Source organism: Micrococcaceae bacterium Sec5.7, assembly GCA_039636785.1.
Taxonomy (GTDB): Bacteria; Actinomycetota; Actinomycetes; order Actinomycetales; family Micrococcaceae; genus Arthrobacter.
The window spans coordinates 3,282,836-3,299,064 of record CP144169.1 but is presented as its reverse complement, the minus strand read 5'-3'; the positions used below and the strand labels follow the sequence as shown (position 1 = coordinate 3,299,064).

At 65.1% G+C, this 16,229-nt stretch carries 14 protein-coding genes; 6 read left to right on the top strand and 8 right to left on the bottom strand.

Annotated elements, in window-relative coordinates; translation table 11 throughout:
- Positions 1 to 5: 5 nt before the first annotated feature.
- Positions 6 to 1,064: a phosphatase domain-containing protein gene (locus V3C33_15700; GenBank protein XAS66903.1), complete on the bottom strand. Its 1,059-nt coding sequence runs from the start codon at positions 1,062 to 1,064 to the stop codon at positions 6 to 8.
- A 125-nt stretch (positions 1,065 to 1,189) separates the two neighbouring features.
- Between V3C33_15700 and V3C33_15695 the strand changes: the two genes are divergently transcribed.
- The 3 genes from V3C33_15695 (at position 1,190) to V3C33_15685 (ending at position 4,208) form a co-directional block, all read left to right on the top strand.
- Positions 1,190 to 3,016, top strand: a complete 1,827-nt coding sequence (locus V3C33_15695) for a glycoside hydrolase family 15 protein (GenBank protein XAS66902.1) — start codon at positions 1,190 to 1,192, stop codon at positions 3,014 to 3,016.
- 121 nt (positions 3,017 to 3,137) lie between these two features.
- On the top strand, positions 3,138 to 3,434 hold the full coding sequence (locus V3C33_15690) for a hypothetical protein (GenBank protein ID XAS66901.1): 297 nt from the start codon (positions 3,138 to 3,140) through the stop codon (positions 3,432 to 3,434).
- A gap of 51 nt (positions 3,435 to 3,485) precedes the next feature.
- Positions 3,486 to 4,208, top strand: a complete 723-nt coding sequence (locus V3C33_15685; GenBank protein ID XAS66900.1) for an HAD family hydrolase — start codon at positions 3,486 to 3,488, stop codon at positions 4,206 to 4,208.
- Between the two features lie 126 nt (positions 4,209 to 4,334).
- Here V3C33_15685 and V3C33_15680 read toward each other — a convergent pair whose 3' ends face one another.
- The 5 genes from V3C33_15680 to V3C33_15660 form a co-directional block, all read right to left on the bottom strand.
- Complete coding sequence (locus V3C33_15680; GenBank protein XAS66899.1) at positions 4,335 to 5,132, bottom strand: SDR family oxidoreductase; 798 nt, start codon at positions 5,130 to 5,132, stop codon at positions 4,335 to 4,337.
- Positions 5,133 to 5,246: 114 nt separating this feature from the next.
- On the bottom strand, positions 5,247 to 6,059 hold the full coding sequence (locus V3C33_15675) for a bifunctional allantoicase/(S)-ureidoglycine aminohydrolase (GenBank protein ID XAS66898.1): 813 nt from the start codon (positions 6,057 to 6,059) through the stop codon (positions 5,247 to 5,249).
- A complete protein-coding gene (locus tag V3C33_15670) occupies positions 6,056 to 7,405 on the bottom strand; it encodes an aldolase (protein XAS66897.1) in 1,350 nt (449 codons plus the stop codon). Before V3C33_15670 ends, V3C33_15675 begins: the two co-directional genes overlap by 4 nt.
- 3 nt (positions 7,406 to 7,408) lie before the next feature.
- Positions 7,409 to 9,007 (bottom strand): malate synthase A, encoded by a 1,599-nt coding sequence (aceB, locus tag V3C33_15665; GenBank protein ID XAS66896.1) that lies wholly within the window; start codon positions 9,005 to 9,007, stop codon positions 7,409 to 7,411.
- 25 nt (positions 9,008 to 9,032) lie between these two features.
- Positions 9,033 to 10,445, bottom strand: coding sequence for an NAD-dependent malic enzyme (locus tag V3C33_15660; protein ID XAS66895.1), 1,413 nt, complete (start codon positions 10,443 to 10,445; stop codon positions 9,033 to 9,035).
- A gap of 211 nt (positions 10,446 to 10,656) precedes the next feature.
- Here V3C33_15660 and V3C33_15655 point away from each other — a divergent pair, with 211 nt between their 5' ends.
- Positions 10,657 to 11,412 carry an IclR family transcriptional regulator gene (locus V3C33_15655; protein ID XAS66894.1) on the top strand — a complete coding sequence of 252 codons (756 nt, stop codon included), beginning with the start codon at positions 10,657 to 10,659 and terminating at the stop codon, positions 11,410 to 11,412.
- A gap of 227 nt (positions 11,413 to 11,639) precedes the next feature.
- Here the strand turns inward: V3C33_15655 and V3C33_15650 are convergent, their stop codons facing one another.
- Both V3C33_15650 and pucL read right to left on the bottom strand, forming a co-directional pair.
- Positions 11,640 to 13,148: a nucleobase:cation symporter-2 family protein gene (locus V3C33_15650; GenBank protein ID XAS66893.1), complete on the bottom strand. Its 1,509-nt coding sequence runs from the start codon at positions 13,146 to 13,148 to the stop codon at positions 11,640 to 11,642.
- 162 nt (positions 13,149 to 13,310) lie between these two features.
- Complete coding sequence (gene pucL, locus V3C33_15645) at positions 13,311 to 14,219, bottom strand: urate oxidase (GenBank protein XAS66892.1); 909 nt, start codon at positions 14,217 to 14,219, stop codon at positions 13,311 to 13,313.
- 382 nt (positions 14,220 to 14,601) lie between these two features.
- Between pucL and V3C33_15640 the strand changes: the two genes are divergently transcribed.
- Together V3C33_15640 and V3C33_15635 are read left to right on the top strand one after the other, a co-directional pair.
- The gene (locus V3C33_15640) at positions 14,602 to 14,790 is read left to right on the top strand and encodes a hypothetical protein (GenBank protein XAS66891.1); all 189 of its coding nucleotides are present in this window, start codon (positions 14,602 to 14,604) and stop codon (positions 14,788 to 14,790) included.
- A gap of 164 nt (positions 14,791 to 14,954) precedes the next feature.
- Positions 14,955 to 16,229, top strand: coding sequence for an Nramp family divalent metal transporter (locus V3C33_15635; GenBank protein ID XAS66890.1), 1,275 nt, complete (start codon positions 14,955 to 14,957; stop codon positions 16,227 to 16,229).

Here is a 16,229-nt window from a genome sequence, read left to right as displayed (position 1 = left end):
CCCGGTCAGATGAGCTCAAGTTCGCTGAGCTGCTTCGCCATGCCGGCGCCGTCGGGCGAGTAGATCCACGGGACGGACGACGCACTGTGGTCCACGTCCTCGGAGTGCCCGCCGGCCAGAACAGACTCGCCGGCTGACAGCTGCCGGATGGCGATGGCGGCCACCTTCTCCGAATGGTCCTGGGCGAAACCGGAGTAGATTTCCTCGTCGTGCTGGCCGTTGTCGCCGATCAGCAGCCAGCGGGTGTCCGGGAATTCCTTCGCGAGCCGTTCCAGACTACGGCGCTTGTGCTCCTGGCCGCTGCGGAACCAGCGGTCCTGCGTGAGGCCCCAGTCAGTCAGCAGCAGGGCTCCCGCGGGGTACATGTTGCGGGTCAGGAAGCGCGCCAGCGTGGGGGCAGCATTCCAGGGCCCGGTGGACAGGTAGATGACGGGCGCGTCCGGATGCTTAATAGTCAGCCGGTCCATCAGCACAGCCATGCCAGGGGTGGCAATCCTCGCGTGCTCACTCAGCACAAACGTGTTCCAGAGCGCCAGGAACGGCCGGGGGAGGGCGGTAACCATTACGGTGTCGTCAATATCGGACACAATCCCGAACCGGACCCCGGGGGCGATGACCCGAATTTTCGTTTCCACCGGATCGGTGCCCGTGGCGCGCAGCACTGCCTTGTGCCAGCCGGGGGCGAGTCCGACTTCCACCACCGTGTCCACCAGCCCGCCGCGGTCCGCCTTGACCCGGGTGACAACACCGCCGATCTCAATCTCCACTTCAGTGAACTTGATGGGCATGCTGGTGAAGGCGCGCCAGCCGCGCACATTCTGGTTGCCCTTCTGCGCTGCGCGCTCGGCCCCGCTGCCGGGCGCAGGGTGGCTGGTCAGCAGGACCCGGCCCAGTACGCGCACCCATTCCGTGGAGCCGTAGCCCTGGTAGGCGATGGTCTGCGGCACGAAGTTCCAGCGTTTGGCGAGCCGCATGCGCACGCTGTTGACGGCGTGGGACACCCGGTGGGCGAGGCGGAACACGCGCTTATCTGACAACGATCTTTTCTGCGGCGCCATGTCCATGCCTCCACTTTGCCACAGCTCCCTAATTCGGAACGGCTGTGAGCCGACGCGCCAGCCTGGACGAGTCCGGCCCGGCCCGGCCTGGTCCCTCGTGCGGAGCAGGGGTGTGTGGCAGGGTAAGGGTCATGGCACGCATCGAGGATTACGGGGTAGTGGGCGATCTCCACACGGCGGCTCTGATCAGCACCGAAGGATCCATCGACTGGCTCTGCCTGCCGCGCTTCGATTCGCCGGCGTGCTTCAATGCCCTTTTGGACACCCCGGAATCCGGCCGCTGGCTGCTGGCACCGGCGGGCAGCGCGGGCAGCGAGACCGCCGCGGGGTGCGCCCGGCGCCGGTACCTCCCAAGAACGTTGATTCTGGAAACCGAATGGGAAACCCCGGACGGAACCGTGCGCGTGATCGACTTCATGCCGCCCCGCGATTCGGTGGCGGACATTGTGCGGATTGTGGTGGGCATCAGCGGCAGTGTGAAGATGCGCGGAGAACTGGTCCTGCGCTTCGACTACGGGCACATAGTGCCCTGGGTCCGCCGCGACAAACAAGGCCTGCATGCCATTGCTGGGCCGGACGCCGTCTACCTCGTGACGTCCGCCCCGCTGCAGGCCGAGCACATGCAGACCATCAGCGAATTCACAGTTCACGCCGGCGAGCGGATACCTTTTGTGCTCACCTGGGCGCCGAGCCACGTCCCGCGGCCCAGGACCGTGGACGCCGAGGATGCGCTGGCCTCCACCGAATCGTTCTGGCAGGAGTGGTCGGCGAAGTGCACGGTGACCGGGCAGTACAAGGACGCCATCGAACGTTCACTGATCACTCTCAAGGCCCTGACGTATGCGCCCACCGGCGGAATTGTGGCGGCCGTGACCACGTCCCTGCCCGAACAGCTGGGCGGGCCCCGGAACTGGGACTACCGCTATTGCTGGCTGCGGGACGCCACCCTCACGCTGCAGGCGTTGCTGGCCGCCGGCTACACGGCGGAGGCCGCGGCCTGGCGCGACTGGCTACTGCGGGCCGTGGCGGGTGACCCGGCGGACCTGCAGATCATGTACGGCATCCATGGCGAACGCAGGCTGCCGGAGATGGAGCTGCCCTGGCTGGCCGGTTATGAGAACTCGGCCCCCGTGAGGATCGGCAACGGCGCCGCGGAGCAGCTTCAACTGGATGTCTGGGGCGAGGTGCTCGATGGCCTGTCCCTCACCCGCAATTCTCTGTTGAAACACACCGATGAAGCCTGGGACGTCCAGGTTGCGCTGATGCAGCATCTGGAGGGCATCTGGAACCAGCCGGACAACGGGCTGTGGGAAATGCGCGGCCCGCGCCGGCATTTCACACACTCCAAGGTGATGGCCTGGGTAGCGGCGGACCGGATGGTCAAGGGTGTCCGGGACTTCGGGCTTCCCGGCCCCGCCGAGCGCTGGGAGGCGCTGCGGGACACCATCCACAAGGACGTCATGGGCAATGGCTTCGACGCCGGCCGCAACACCTTCGTCCAGTCCTACGGTCGCCCGGAGCTTGACGCCAGCCTGCTGCTGATTCCGCGGGTGGGGTTCCTGCCGCCGGATGATCCACGCGTGGTCGGCACCATCGACGCCATACTCAACGAGCTCACCGAGGACGGTTTTGTGCTGCGCTACCGTCCGGAAGAAAGCGACGACGGCCTCCCGGGGGATGAAGGCGTCTTCCTGGCGTGCTCCTTCTGGATGGTGGAGGCGCTCCTCGGCGCGGGCCGCCGTCGGGAATCCACCGAACTGTTCGAACGCCTGCTGGCGCTGCGCAACGACTTGGGCCTGCTAAGCGAGGAATGGGGTGTGAAGTCCGGCAGGCACCTGGGGAACACGCCACAGGCGTTCAGTCACTTTGCGCTCGTGACCAGTGCCCTGGAGCTTCACCAGCAGAGCGTGCGTCGTAGCGATGCGCCCCTTTCCTCCCCTGCCGGAGCGTCGTCCTGACCTCCGGACCCGCGGTTTCCAGGGAAGCAAAAATTCTTTCCGTAGAGCCTTTCCCTCCGCCGGTCGATAAGTATACTTACAATCATCTCAACGTGCGGTGAAGGACGGAGGAGCAGGTGCAATGGCTGGATATTTCGAGCTGGTGGATGCCCCCGACGGCGGCTACCGGATCAGGCTGCTGGATGGCTCAGGTGCCCTTATGGCGATTTCGATTACGTTTCCCACCAAGCGTGCAGCCGTGGCCGGAGTTGCCCGGGCGCGCGAAATTGCGGGCACCGGACTAATCCGCGACCACTCCCGGGGCGGCCAGGCAGCACCAGTGCAGAAGCATACAAAGCCGGCCAGGAAAAAGACCGTCAGCAATGCTGCCCGGTCTCCCGCACCCGCCGGGCGGCAACGGGCCGCTGCTAACCACTGACGCCGGCAACGGCAGCCACGCTTCGATCCCGGCACCCGGCAAAGGGGCAGCATGCTGAATGACAGACCCGGGGGCAGGCGGCAGCGCGGCGTTCTGTTCGACGTGGACGGGACGCTGGTGGATTCGGCGTATATCCATGCCATCTCGTGGTGGCGCGCCTTCCGTCAGGCCGGCTTTGACATCCCGATGGCGGAGATCCACCGGAGCGTGGGCATGGGTGGTGACAGGCTGGTGGACCATCTGCTGCCTGCGGATCGCGACCGGACCGGCGACGACGAGGTGCTGGCTGCCCACGGTGCGGTGTTCGCCACGTACTGGCCGGCCCTGCGGGCTTTTGACGGAGCGAAGGACCTCTTGGCGCAGTGCTGCGAGAGCGGACTCGCGGTGGCCCTTGCGTCCTCAGCCCGAAAGAGGGATCTGAAAGCACTCCGGGCAACCCTGGGCGCCGATTCGTATCTCCATGCCGCCACGAGCGCCGACGATGCCAAGCACGGCAAGCCGGAGCCGGACATCCTGATCGCCGCCCTTGGAGCCCTGGAGCTGGGCGCCGCAGACACCGTTTACGTAGGCGACTCCGTGTGGGACGTCTACGCCGCGGCCAAACTCAGCATCCCCACCATCGGAGTAACCTGCGGAGGGACCAGCCCCGGTGAACTGCGTGAGGCCGGAGCCGTCGAGGTCTATTCGGGTCCGCGGGAGCTGCTGGACAACCTCAGGGACAGCGCAATCGGCCGGCTTCTGGCCCGCCCGGACTCCGGTTCGCAACCGGCATGAGCGGTGTCAGTCTGGTGAGGTTCGCGGCCGCACCTTTGGCGTGGCCGGCGCCGGCCACTTTCTACGCCAGGAGTCTTCGGGCGGCAGGGCAAGGGGTTTGATCCGTTTACTTATCGTCTTCCTGAATCAGCCCTGACGCCAGCTGTTGTTCCCCAGCCGGGCGCCGCCCATCGGCCCCATCTGCAGAATCCCGCCGTCCACAGCCCAGGATGCGCCGGTGACATAGGCCGAGGCCGGCGACGCCAGGAAGGCGATAACGGCGGCTATCTCGCTGGCCCGGCCTGAACGGCCCAGCGGGATTCCGGGGTGGACCGTGGGCTCAGGATCATCGCCGTCCTGGCCGGACATCGGCGTGGAGATAGCCCCGGGTGCCACGGAGTTGGCCGTGATCCCGTGTTCAGCCAGCTCCAGCGCAATGGTTTTGATGAGTCCGCCGAGCCCGTGTTTGGCGGCGACGTATGCGGCGGCATGGACCTTCGGCTGGGTTTCGTGGACGCTGGTGACGGCGATGATGCGCCCGCCGGTACCGGCCGCGACCATTCTCCGGGCCGCGGCCTGGATGCACAGAAAGGCACCGTTGAGGTTGATGTCCATGGTGCCGGCCCAGATCTTGTGGCCGAGGTCCAGGAAGCTGGTGCCGTCGCCCGCGCCGGCGTTGTTCACAAAAACGTCCACGCGGCCCAGCGCTTCTGCCAGATCATCAACAACGGCTGCACACCCGGGGATGTCTGTGGTGTCCAGCCGCCGGATCACCGCTTTCCGGCCGGCCGCGCGGACCTGCCCTGCGGTGTGTTCGGCGCCGGCCCGGTCCGAATGCCACGTGATCCCGACGTCCATTCCGGCTTCCGCCAGCGCCACCGCAGTGGCCCGGCCGATCCCCGAATCGCTCCCCGTGACAATCGCGGTGCGTGGCAGAAATTCCATGGGCCTGTCCTCTCCTGACCGTAAGTACCCCAAGTTAGCAGCCAGCCGCCCGGCTGCCGGTGCCGCCGTCGTCGTGCCCTCGCGTTTCTGGCCCGGCCCTCGGGGGCAGAGGGACTACGTGAGGCGGATCTGGCGGTTGACGTCCTTGTACAGCAGGTAGCGGAAGTTGCCCGGGCCGCCGGCGTAGCAGGCCTGCGGGCAGAACGCGCGGAGCCACATGAAGTCGCCGGCCTCCACCTCGACCCAATCGTCGTTGAGCCGGTAGACGGCCTTGCCCTCAAGGACGAACAGCCCGTGCTCCATCACATGGGTTTCGGCGAACGGGATGGAGGCACCCGGCTGGAACGTGACGATGTTGACGTGCATGTCGTGGGCCAGATCGTCGGGGTCCACGAAGCGGGTGGTGGCCCAGGCGCCGTTGGTGCCGGGCATGGGGCGCGGCTCCACATCCTGGTCGCGGGTCACGAACGACTTCGCGGTGTGTCCTTCGAGTACTTCGTAGGCCTTGCGGACCCAGTGGAAGGAGGCAGCGTCGGCGCCGTCGTTCTTCACTTTCCAGTCAGATCCCGCGGCGAGGTACGCGTACCCGCCGGATTCGAGGTGGTGGATCTCGCCGTCGAGCGTCAGGGTCAGCGAACCTTTGGTGAGGAAGATGACGCCTTCGACGCCGGCCTCCACCTCAGGCTTGTCGCTGCCGCCGCCAGGGGCTACTTCCACGATGAGCTGGGAGAACGTGGTGGCAAAGCCGGCGATGGGCCGGGCGATGATCCAGGAACGCGTGTTGGTCCAGCCCGGCAGGTTGCTGGTGACGATGTCCCGCATGACGCCCTTGGGGATGACCGTGTACGCCTCTTTGACCACGGCGCGGTCCGTGAGGAGCTGGGTCTGCGGCGGGAGTCCGCCTTCGGGTGAAAAGTAGTTGCTCATGAGTTCGCTCCTTGCGGTGATGTGGCCAGTGGGGTGGAAGACAGGTGGGTGGTTGCGCGGGCCAGCCGCGGGTGGGCCAGGGCAGTCAGTTGGGGGAGTCCGACGCCGGCAAGCGCCAGGACTTCATCGGCACCCACGGCGCCGCACTGGACGCCACGAAGGACAAAAGCGGCGAGGGCACGGGCGGTGGCGGGTTCGTCCATCACGCCGCCTTCCGTCTGTTCAACATAGTTGCGGAGCCGTGCCGCGGCGGCAGGGAGCCCCTGCCGGTAGAACGCGTACGTGGCGGAGAACCGGCTGGGCAGCTGGGCCGCATGCAGGTCCCAGCCCTGGTAGTAGCCGCGCTCCAGCGAGCGCCGGACCAGCCGGCCGTGCAGCTGCCAGGCGCTTTCCACGTTGTCGCCCACGGGGATGATGTTGGTGGAACCGTCGGAGAGCCGGATGCCCGTTCCGGCCACGGCAAGCTGCATGACCTCTTTCGCGAAATCGGCCACGGGGTGCTCCATGGACTGGTATTCAGCCGAGATCTGCAGCGACGCTGAGTAGTCGTAGGTGCCATAGTGCAGCCCGCTGATGCGGCCAGGAACGGCGTGTGGCAGCTGGGCCACCGGCGACGTTCCATCCGGGCCAAGGATGAGCTGCGGCGTCTCCACCTGCACCTCAAACCGGAGCCGTCCGGCGGGAAGCGAATGGACTTGCTCCAAGCGGGACACAGCGAATTCCATGGCCTGCACCTGTGCCACCGTGGTGACCTTGGGCAGGGTCAGGATCAGCCCGTCCGGAAGCTCACCGGCAGCAGCCAGCCCCGACACAAACAGGTCCAGGGTGCGCAGTCCGCGCGCCCGGGTGGGCGCCTCGAAGCACTTGAAGCGGATCCCGATGAACGGCGGGGCTGTACCGGCAGCAACCGCGGTGGCCACGGCGGAAGCCGCGGCAACAGCGGCGGCGTCCTCGGCGTCGTCGCCCCTGTCACCAAAACCGTCCTCGAAGTCCAGGCGCAGATCCTCGATCGGTTCGCTGCTGAGCTTGGCTTCCACCCGGGACGCGACGGCCTCAGCCAGCCCGGCGTCCTGGCCCAAAAGCGTACCCAGCCGGGCAAGCCCGCCGTGGGCGGCCGCCGTCGAAAGTGCCTGGTTGCCCCACTCGGCAGCGAGTCGCGGCGTGAAGCGGTCCGCGGGGACGTACACGGTGTGGACGGGCTGGCGGGAGCCGTCGTCGCCGGGATAGTTCTGTTCCAGGAGCTTGTCCGTGGCGGCGAGCTGCGCGTCGATGTGCGCAACGTCCGCCGCGGACAGCGACGGAGTCGGCGACTGCCGGGGTGATGATTGGGTGGGGGATACCGTCATGCCTCAGCCCACCAGTTCGTAGGCCGGGGTGGTGAGGAAATCCGTGTATTCCTCGGACAGGCAGATGTCCGCGATCAGCTTGCTGGCGGGCTCGTAGTACAGGCGGAAGGCTTCGTCGCCGACCTCGGTCCGCAGGCGCTCCCTTTCCTCGCCCAGGATGCGCTCCACCAGCTCGCGGGTCACGGTATTTCCCGTGTCTGCGAGGACCGACTTGTTGCGGATCTGCTGCCACACCTGGGAGCGGGAGATCTCGGCCGTGGCGGCGTCTTCCATGAGGTTGTGGATGGCCACCGCGCCGGTGCCGGACAGCCACACTGCCGTATAGGCGACGGCGACATACAGGTTCAGGCGAAGTCCGCCTTCCGTGACCTGGCCCTTGGTCGAGGCAATGTCCAGCAGCTGCTCCGCGGTCACGGAGACCTCGGGGCGCTGCTTGTCCAGCTGGTTGGGGCGCTCGCCGAGGACGGAGTCGAACACTTCCCGGCATGTGGGGACGAGGTCCGGGTGGGCAACCCAGGAGCCGTCAAAGCCGTCGTTGGCCTCGCGGGTCTTGTCCGCGCGGACCTTCTCGAAGGCGGCCTCCGTGACCTCGGGGTGGCGCTTATTGGGGATGACTGCGGCCATGCCGCCCATGGCGAAGGCTCCGCGGCGGTGGCAGGTCTTGACCAGCAACTCGGTGTAGGCCCGCATGAACGGTGCCGTCATGGCCACCGTGGCACGGTCCGGCAGGACAAACTCCTCGCCGGCATCGCGGAAGTACTTGATGATGCTGAACAGGTAGTCCCAGCGGCCTGCGTTGAGCCCGGCGGCGTGATCGCGCAGCTCGTAGAGGATCTCGTCCATCTCGAAGGCTGCAGGGATGGTCTCGATCAGCACCGTGGCGCGGACCGTGCCCTGCCCGAGGCCCAGGAAATCCTGCGCATAGACGAAGACCTCGTTCCAGAGGCGTGCCTCAAGGTGGCTCTCCAACTTGGGGAGGTAGTAGTAAGGGCCCTGGCCGTTCATGACGAGTTGCTTGGCCGTGTGGAAGAAGTGCAGGCCGAAGTCCACCAGCGCACCCACAGTGGGTACACCATCGATCAGCAGGTGGCGCTCATCCATATGCCAGCCGCGCGGACGGGCCACCACGACAGCCAGCGGAGCGTCCGTGCGGAGCGTGTATTCCTTGCCTTCGGGCGAGGTGTAGCTTAGGGCGCCGGTGGCGGCGTCACGCAGGTTCAGGAGGGCGTCAATAACGTTGGCCCACGTAGGCGTGCTGGCGTCCTCAAGGTCCGCGAGCCACACCTTGGCGCCCGAGTTCAGCGCGTTGATGGCCATCTTGGCCGGGGAGGCGGGGCCCGTCATTTCCACCCGGCGGTCCCGCAAAGCTGCCGGTGCAGGCGCAACTTTCCAGTCGCCGTCGCGCACGTTCCGGGTTTCCGGCAGGAAGTCGAGCTTGCCGGTTTCGGCGACGCGCTGGCGCTTGACGCCGCGGGCGGCCAACAGCTCGTTGCGGGTGCCGGCGAAGCGCTTGTGGAGTTCCTCCACAAATGCCAGCGCCTTGGGGGTAAGAATCTCCTCCGCACGTTCGATCGGCCGGTGGTCTGTGACAGTGATAGCCATTTCTGGTCCTTTTCTGGGCAGCGAATCAGGCGTTGGCGGAGGCTGCGCTGGCGGTCGCTGCGTGGGCGGCAGCAGCCACAGCGGCGGCTACGTCGGCGGCAACATGTGGATCGAAGACGCTGGGGATAATGTAACTGGCATTGAGCTCATCGTCAGCTACCCGGTTGGCAATTGCGTCGGCGGCAGCCACCAGCATCTCGGGCGTGATGTCGCTGGCCCCGGCGTCCAGGAGCCCGCGGAAGAAGCCCGGGAACGCCAGGACGTTGTTGATCTGGTTGGGGAAATCGCTGCGTCCGGTGGCTACAACGGCCGCGTACTTGGCGGCGATGACGGGGTCGATTTCCGGCGTCGGGTTGGCCATGGCGAACACAATCGCGTTCTCAGCCATGGAAGCAACTTGTTCCTCGCCGATCACGTGCGGGGCGCTGACGCCGATGAACACGTCGGCGCCCTTGAGTGCCTCGTGGAGGGTGCCGGAGAAGGCTTCTTCGTTGGTGTTTGCGGCAATCCAGCTGCGGTGTTCGTCGGTGTATTCCTCGCCGGAGTGGATGGCGCCGGAGCGGCCGGCTGCCACGATGTGCTGCGCGCCCTGCGCCTTGAGCAGCTGGATGATGGCCGAGCCCGCGGCGCCCACGCCCGAGACAACAATGCGGACCTCGGAGAGCTTCTTGTCCACCACACGCAGTGCGTTGACCAGGGCTGCCAGCGTGACAATCGCGGTTCCGTGCTGGTCATCGTGGAATACGGGGATATCCAGTTCCGCGCGGAGGCGGTTCTCGATCTCAAAGCACCGAGGGGCGGCAATGTCCTCGAGATTCACACCACCGTAGACGGGGGCAAGCGCCTTGACGATCATGATGATTTCCTCGGTGTCCTGGGTGTCCAGGCAGACCGGCCAGGCATCAACGTTGGCGAACTGCTTGAAAAGCGCCGCCTTGCCTTCCATCACGGGAAGCGCGGCGGCCGGGCCGATGTTGCCCAGGCCCAGCACGGCCGAACCGTCGGTGACGACGGCGATGGTGTTCCGCTTGACCGTCAGGTTGCGGGCAGCTGCCGGGTCCTCTGCGATCGCGAGGCAAACGCGGGCGACGCCGGGGGTGTAGGCACGGGACAGATCGTCGCGGTTGCGCAGGGCTACTTTGGGGACAACTTCGAGCTTGCCGCCGAGGTGCATCAGGAAGGTGCGGTCCGAGACGTTGCGGACGGTGACGCCGTCGAGCGCGTTGAGGGCGTCCTTGACGCGTGCTGCGTGGTCATCATCGGTGGTGTTGCAGGTGACGTCCACAACCAGGGTCTCGTGGTGGGACTCGGTGACGTCCAGGGCTGTGATGGCTGCGCCGGCAGCTCCCACCGCGGCAGCGAGTTCGCTCGTGGCGGAGAAGCTGGACGGTGCTTCCACGCGCAGGGTGATCGAATTTCCGGGGCTCGGGTTCGCCATTGAATGTCCTCCTGGTTGGGCCCATGCCTGGGCCAACTCTTTTGTATCTGATTGTTTTCGTATTATGGATATTATTATCTACTTTGTGGAAACACAAGCCCGGTTGGTGCATCGACTGGCGGTGAGCTTGCTGTATGTTGGGACTTCTAAGCAACTCTTTTCACGATGCGGATAAGAGTTGTCGGAATCGAGCCAGCAGGAGACCACGGAAATGGCCGAAAAAGCCCCCGGAGGCGTGCAGTCCGTTGAGCGCGTCTTTGAACTTTTGGAACTGATCACCGATGCCGGCGGCGACGTCACCCTAAGTGAGCTCTCTTCCTCCACGGATCTGCCGCTTCCCACCATCCACCGGCTGCTGCGCACGCTGGTCACACTGGGCTACATCCGCCAGCTGCCCAACCGCCGTTACGCCCTGGGCCCCCGGCTGATCCGGCTTGGCGAAGGCGCCAACAAACAACTCGGCGCGCTGGCCCGGCCTCAGCTCAAGTCCCTCGTGGACCGGCTGGGTGAGACCTCCAACATGGCAGTGCTGGACTCGGACATGGTCATCTACGTGGCGCAGGTCCCGTCCCTGCACTCCATGCGTATGTTCACCGAGGTGGGCCGCCGCGCCCATACCCACGACACCGGCGTCGGCAAGGCCATCCTGGCCCAGCTGGATGATGACGTGGTCCGCGGGATTGTGGCCCGCAGCGGCATGCCCACCCCCACTGCCAAGAGCATCGGGGACATCGAATCCCTGATTGCGGATCTCAACCGGATCCGCGAACGCGGCTACTCCATTGATGAGGAAGAGCAGGAGCTCGGCGTCCGCTGCTTCGCCATGGCAGTCCCGAACGCGCCCACGCCCACGGCCATTTCCGTGTCCGGTCCGGTGTCCCGCGTGGACCAGCACTTCGCAGACCGCGCGGTGCCGCTGCTGCGTGAGGCTGCCCAGGCGATTTCGGACGAGCTCAACCAGAACTGATCGCCCAGCGCAAACAAGCTCAGGCGCGAACGAGCTTAGGCGCGACGAGCAGTTGAGGCCCCAAATCTGCGGATTCGGGGCCTCAACTGTTCGTTCGGGCTGCACTTCGGCGCTGACTCTCGGGCCCATGTCACGTTGTCCGTGGTGGCACGGGGAAGCGCCGAGGTGACAGCTGAGGCCAATGTCGCTCCGGAACATTGGCCTCAACTGTCATCTGGATTACGCAGCTAGTGCTCGGCCGCCTTGCTGGCGGACTGGACGGGGACTTCCTTGCCGTCGCAGTCGATCAGCTTACCGCCTTCATAGCGGTCGCCGTCGGCCAGGCAGGCAATGTCCTCCTCGCGGATCACACGCCCGGTGCCGGCCACGAACACAGACTGGTTCTCCGAGTTGCCCGCCTTGAGGTGGTTGAAGAGCAGGTTCAGCAGGATGGCCATCACTGCGGCCGAGCTGATACCCGAGTGGAAAATGGTCCCGAACCAGGAGGGGAACTGGTCGTAGAACGCCGGGGCCGCAATCGGAATCATGCCGAAGCCGATTGACGCCGCCACAATGATCAGGTTCATGTTGTTCCGGTATTCCACCTTGGAAAGCGTCCGGATGCCGCTTGCGGCAACTGTTCCAAACAGTACGACGCCGGCACCTCCCAGGACGGGAGTGGGAACCGCTGCGACCACCCGGCCAAGGACCGGCAGCAGACCCAGAACCACCAAAATGAGGCCGCCGGCGCTGACCACAAAGCGGCTCTTGATGCCGGTGATGGCAACCAGGCCCACGTTCTGGGCGAAGGCGCTCTGGGTGAAGGAGTTGAACAGCGGGGAGATGGCGCTGGAGAGCATGTCCGCCCGCAGGCCGTCGCCGATCCGCTTCGAATCCACCTTGGTGCCCACGATTTCGCCCACCGCGATGATGTCCGCGGAGGTCTCGGTGAGGGTCACCAGGATGACGATCAGCATGGAGATGATGGCCGCGATGTGGAACGTGGGTGGGCCGAAGGCAAACGGGGTGGGGAAGGCCACGATGTCGCCCTGGCCCACCTTGGAGAAGTCCGCCATTCCGGTGACGAAGGCGATGACCGTGCCCAGCACCATGGCAAGCAGGATGGACAGCCGGGAGATGGCAGCGTTACCAACCTTGCTGAGCAGCAACACGATCCCCATGGTGGCCGCGGCCAGTCCGATGTTGGCCATGCTGCCGTAGTTCGGTGCCTTGCTGTTACCACCCATGGCCCAGTTGGCAGCCACCGGCATGAGCGTCAGGCCGATGGTGGTGATGACCGTGCCGGTGACAACGGGCGGGAAGAACCTGATGATCCTGGAAAAGAGCGGGGTGATGGCCAGGCCGATCAGCGAGGCAACGATCACCGAGCCGAAGACCGACTGGATGCCGCCGCCACCGTGGACGATTGCCACCATGGTGGAGACCCCGGCAAAGGAGACGCCCTGGACCAGCGGCAGTTTGGAGCCGAAGAAGGGGATGCCAACCGTCTGGAGGATGGTGGCCAGACCGCCCACAAAGAGGCAGGCCGCGATCAGGAGGCCGATGTCCTGGGATGACATACCGGCAGCGGCGCCGATGATCAGCGGCGGGGCGATGATGCCGCCGTACATGGTGAGGACGTGCTGGAAACCGTACGCGAAGGTGCTGCCTATGGAGAGGCGCTGGTCTTCGGGTCGGGTGGACGGCACGCGGCTGGTCTTGGCGCCCGCGGTGGGGGAATTCTTCTTAGTGTTCATGGCAGACTTTCTTGGTTCATGGCAGACGCCTTCGTCTGGCTAACAATGTCTGGCTAACAATTTGGTGGTGAAGCGGGCCGTAATGTGTTGGCCCCCGACCCCGGAGTCTCTGGAACGGTACGTACCGAAACTCCGGGCGGCGCCGTGCGAATCAGGAGTTGTTTAGCAGAAGCCGGCGATGCCGGACCAGGCGATGTCCGCCGGGGTGGTGTCGTCGCGCTGGACGGTGGCCTCGATCAGGCCGTAGGGGCGGTCCGCGGCGAAGAAGACCTCGTTGGGGTTGTCGAGGCCGAACGGTGACAGGTCCACCAGGAAGTGGTGCTTGTTGGGCATGGAGAACTTGATTTCGTCGATCTCGCTGTGTGCTTCGAGGACCTTGGTTCCCATGTCGAACAGGGTCTGCTGGAGTGCGTGGGAGTAGTTCTCGGTGAAGCCTTCGAGCAGGAGGCCCTTGACGTCGTCGTAGCTCTTGTTGAAGTCCAGGGAGCTGAAGTCCGTGCCGGCGTTGAAGCGCCAGCGGGCCGTGACATCTGTGGCGAGGATCCGGTCCGTGGTCTCCGGGAGAGTGGTGTATTTGTCCCTCGGGTAGCCCACAAAGCCGGACTCGGTGGACTTCAGGACAGTGAGGTCTGTCAGCCCGGAGATGACGTGGGTGGCGGCGCCGTCGCGGACCACCACTGCGGTGCGGACTTCCTGGCCGTTGCGCACAAAGGAGTGCTCGTGTGCACTGCCGTGGGCCTGGATGCGGTCCCAGCTGTAGGATTCAGCTTCCCAGCGGCCGCCGGTCACCCAGTCAAAGCCGGACGTGAAGTGCTCGCCGAGGCGCAGGAGGAAGGCCTCGGGAGACCCGATTCCTTCCCGTGCGAAGGCGTAGACCGTGTTCTTCTGGGTGTCCGTGGCCACCACATGGGCGTTGTCGCCTTCGAGGTGGGCGGCGGAAAAATCACCGCGCAGCTGCGAGGTGACATTCAGGTCTTCGATCTCGTGGCGGTCGGTGTCCCTGGTGATTTTGACGACGCGGACTTCGGCTTTGCCGTACTGGTTATTGCCGAGGACGATGTTGTTGCTCATGGTCAGTTCCCAACTTCCGGAATGTGGAACCAAGGTCCCACAGTGAAATTAAGTGCGTGTTTCCCACGCATTTCGTGAACCGTCGACCCAACAAAAAATGAGCCGACATCAATTGATGCCAGCTCATTACGACCCTGCCTGCTGCTCCCAGGTTACGTGACGTGCGCCACGAATTGAGTTAAAGCGTAGCGCGGGAATCCCGTGGTGTACATCACAATCTGAAATTTCCGATTGTGACCGGCCCGGGACAGGCGCGGGCGCCCGCGCCGGTCCGGCCCTTGACGCCGCCACCCCGCACGTTCTACAGTTTCCACATAACAATATTTACTTTCCGTAATACGAAAACGAGAGTAACCACGAAAGACCGGATGAGGAGGATCAGATGACCCCGCAGAAGCAGGAGAGCGAAAAGCTCACGCAGGCCAAAGCCGCCGCACCAGACCAGGAGTTCTACCTCCCCACCGGCGGGATGGACCCGGATTTCTATATCCCGGCCGACCGCGGTCATGGCCCCGGCCCGTTTTCGCGCTGGATGCACCGCCTCCCGGTTGTGGGCTGGCTGCTCTCGTAAGCGTCTCCCGTAAGCGTCTCCCGTAAGCGGCTCCCCTGTCCGCATGTACCGGCCGGCTCCCCTGGCCGGATGTGCCGACCGGATGTACTAACGCGGTAATAAGGCTTGCCTGTACACTGAATTTCGGTGTACCGTAAAATTCTGCTGACGTGTCGTCGGCAGGGATGCCGAAAATTACCGAGGGGATTGCTGTGGCCGTGGATGTCCAGACCCGCGCAGTGCGTGGGCGCCGCATGTCACGTTTCTTTTTGCTCGGGCCGGCCTTCGTCGCGGCCATTGCCTATGTGGACCCGGGCAACGTCGCAGCAAATCTGACAGCCGGTTCGCAGTATGGCTTCCTGCTGGTGTGGGTACTGGTTGTTGCCAACCTGATGGCTGTCCTGGTGCAGTACCAGTCGGCCAAACTCGGGCTGGCCACCGGCCAGAGCCTGCCGGAGTTTCTCGGCAAGAGCCTGAAGACAACTCCCCGCCGGCTCTATTGGGCCCAGGCTGAACTCGTGGCTGCGGCCACGGACATGGCCGAGGTCATCGGTGGCGCCGTTGCCCTTAACCTGCTGTTCGGACTGCCCCTGCTGGCCGGCGGATTTGTTATCGGCATCGCCTCCATGCTGCTGCTGGTTCTTCAGTCGCGCCGCAGCCAGCGGACCTTTGAAAACGCCATCATCATCCTCCTCGCGGTCATCGCCGTCGGCTTCGTGACGGGGCTGATGGTCAACCTGCCCGCCCCCGGCGACGTTCTGGGCGGCCTCGTTCCGAGATTCGACGGCGTGGATACGGTGCTGCTTGCCGCCAGCATGCTCGGCGCAACGGTGATGCCCCACGCCATTTATCTCCACTCTGCCCTGGCCCGCGACCGGCACGGATATTCGCCCAGCGAAGCGGTCCGGACCAGACTCATCCGGATCACCCGGTGGGACGTGATCGGCGCCCTCGTGGTGGCGGGGCTGGTCAACATTTCCATGCTGCTGCTGGCCGCTTCGAGCCTGCGGGGCGTGGAGGGAACCGACACCATCGCCGGCGCCCACGCCGCCATCAGTTCGGCCCTTGGCCCGGTGGTGGGGGTGGTGTTCGGCATTGGCCTGCTGGCATCCGGGCTGGCCTCGACGTCGGTGGGCTGCTACGCCGGAGCCACCATTATGGGCGGACTTCTCAATCTCAAGATCCCGCTCGTGCTGCGGCGCGTCATCACCCTGATTCCGGCACTGCTGGTGCTCGGTGCCGGGATCGAACCGACGTTTGCGCTGGTCCTGAGCCAGGTGCTCCTCAGCTTCGGCATCCCCTTTGCGTTGATCCCGCTGATCCGCCTCACGGGTTCGCGCAAGGTCATGGGCATCCACGTTGATTCGCTGGCACTCAAAATCGCCGGAACTCTCAGTGCCTGCCTGATCGTCGGGCTGAATATTGTGCTCATCACGATGTCCCTGGCCGGAAACCAGTAG

Bases quoted from the DNA above. Each gene is read 5' to 3' on its own strand.
- V3C33_15700 (XAS66903.1), bottom strand. From the start codon at position 1,064: ATGGACATGGCGCCGCAGAAAAGATCGTTGTCAGATAAGCGCGTGTTC.
- V3C33_15695 (XAS66902.1), top strand. From the start codon at position 1,190: ATGGCACGCATCGAGGATTACGGGGTAGTGGGCGATCTCCACACGGCG.
- V3C33_15690 (XAS66901.1), top strand. From the start codon at position 3,138: ATGGCTGGATATTTCGAGCTGGTGGATGCCCCCGACGGCGGCTACCGG.
- V3C33_15685 (XAS66900.1), top strand. From the start codon at position 3,486: ATGCTGAATGACAGACCCGGGGGCAGGCGGCAGCGCGGCGTTCTGTTC.
- V3C33_15680 (XAS66899.1), bottom strand. From the start codon at position 5,132: ATGGAATTTCTGCCACGCACCGCGATTGTCACGGGGAGCGATTCGGGG.
- V3C33_15675 (XAS66898.1), bottom strand. From the start codon at position 6,059: ATGAGCAACTACTTTTCACCCGAAGGCGGACTCCCGCCGCAGACCCAG.
- V3C33_15670 (XAS66897.1), bottom strand. From the start codon at position 7,405: ATGACGGTATCCCCCACCCAATCATCACCCCGGCAGTCGCCGACTCCG.
- aceB (XAS66896.1), bottom strand. From the start codon at position 9,007: ATGGCTATCACTGTCACAGACCACCGGCCGATCGAACGTGCGGAGGAG.
- V3C33_15660 (XAS66895.1), bottom strand. From the start codon at position 10,445: ATGGCGAACCCGAGCCCCGGAAATTCGATCACCCTGCGCGTGGAAGCA.
- V3C33_15655 (XAS66894.1), top strand. From the start codon at position 10,657: ATGGCCGAAAAAGCCCCCGGAGGCGTGCAGTCCGTTGAGCGCGTCTTT.
- V3C33_15650 (XAS66893.1), bottom strand. From the start codon at position 13,148: ATGAACACTAAGAAGAATTCCCCCACCGCGGGCGCCAAGACCAGCCGC.
- pucL (XAS66892.1), bottom strand. From the start codon at position 14,219: ATGAGCAACAACATCGTCCTCGGCAATAACCAGTACGGCAAAGCCGAA.
- V3C33_15640 (XAS66891.1), top strand. From the start codon at position 14,602: ATGACCCCGCAGAAGCAGGAGAGCGAAAAGCTCACGCAGGCCAAAGCC.
- V3C33_15635 (XAS66890.1), top strand. From the start codon at position 14,955: ATGCCGAAAATTACCGAGGGGATTGCTGTGGCCGTGGATGTCCAGACC.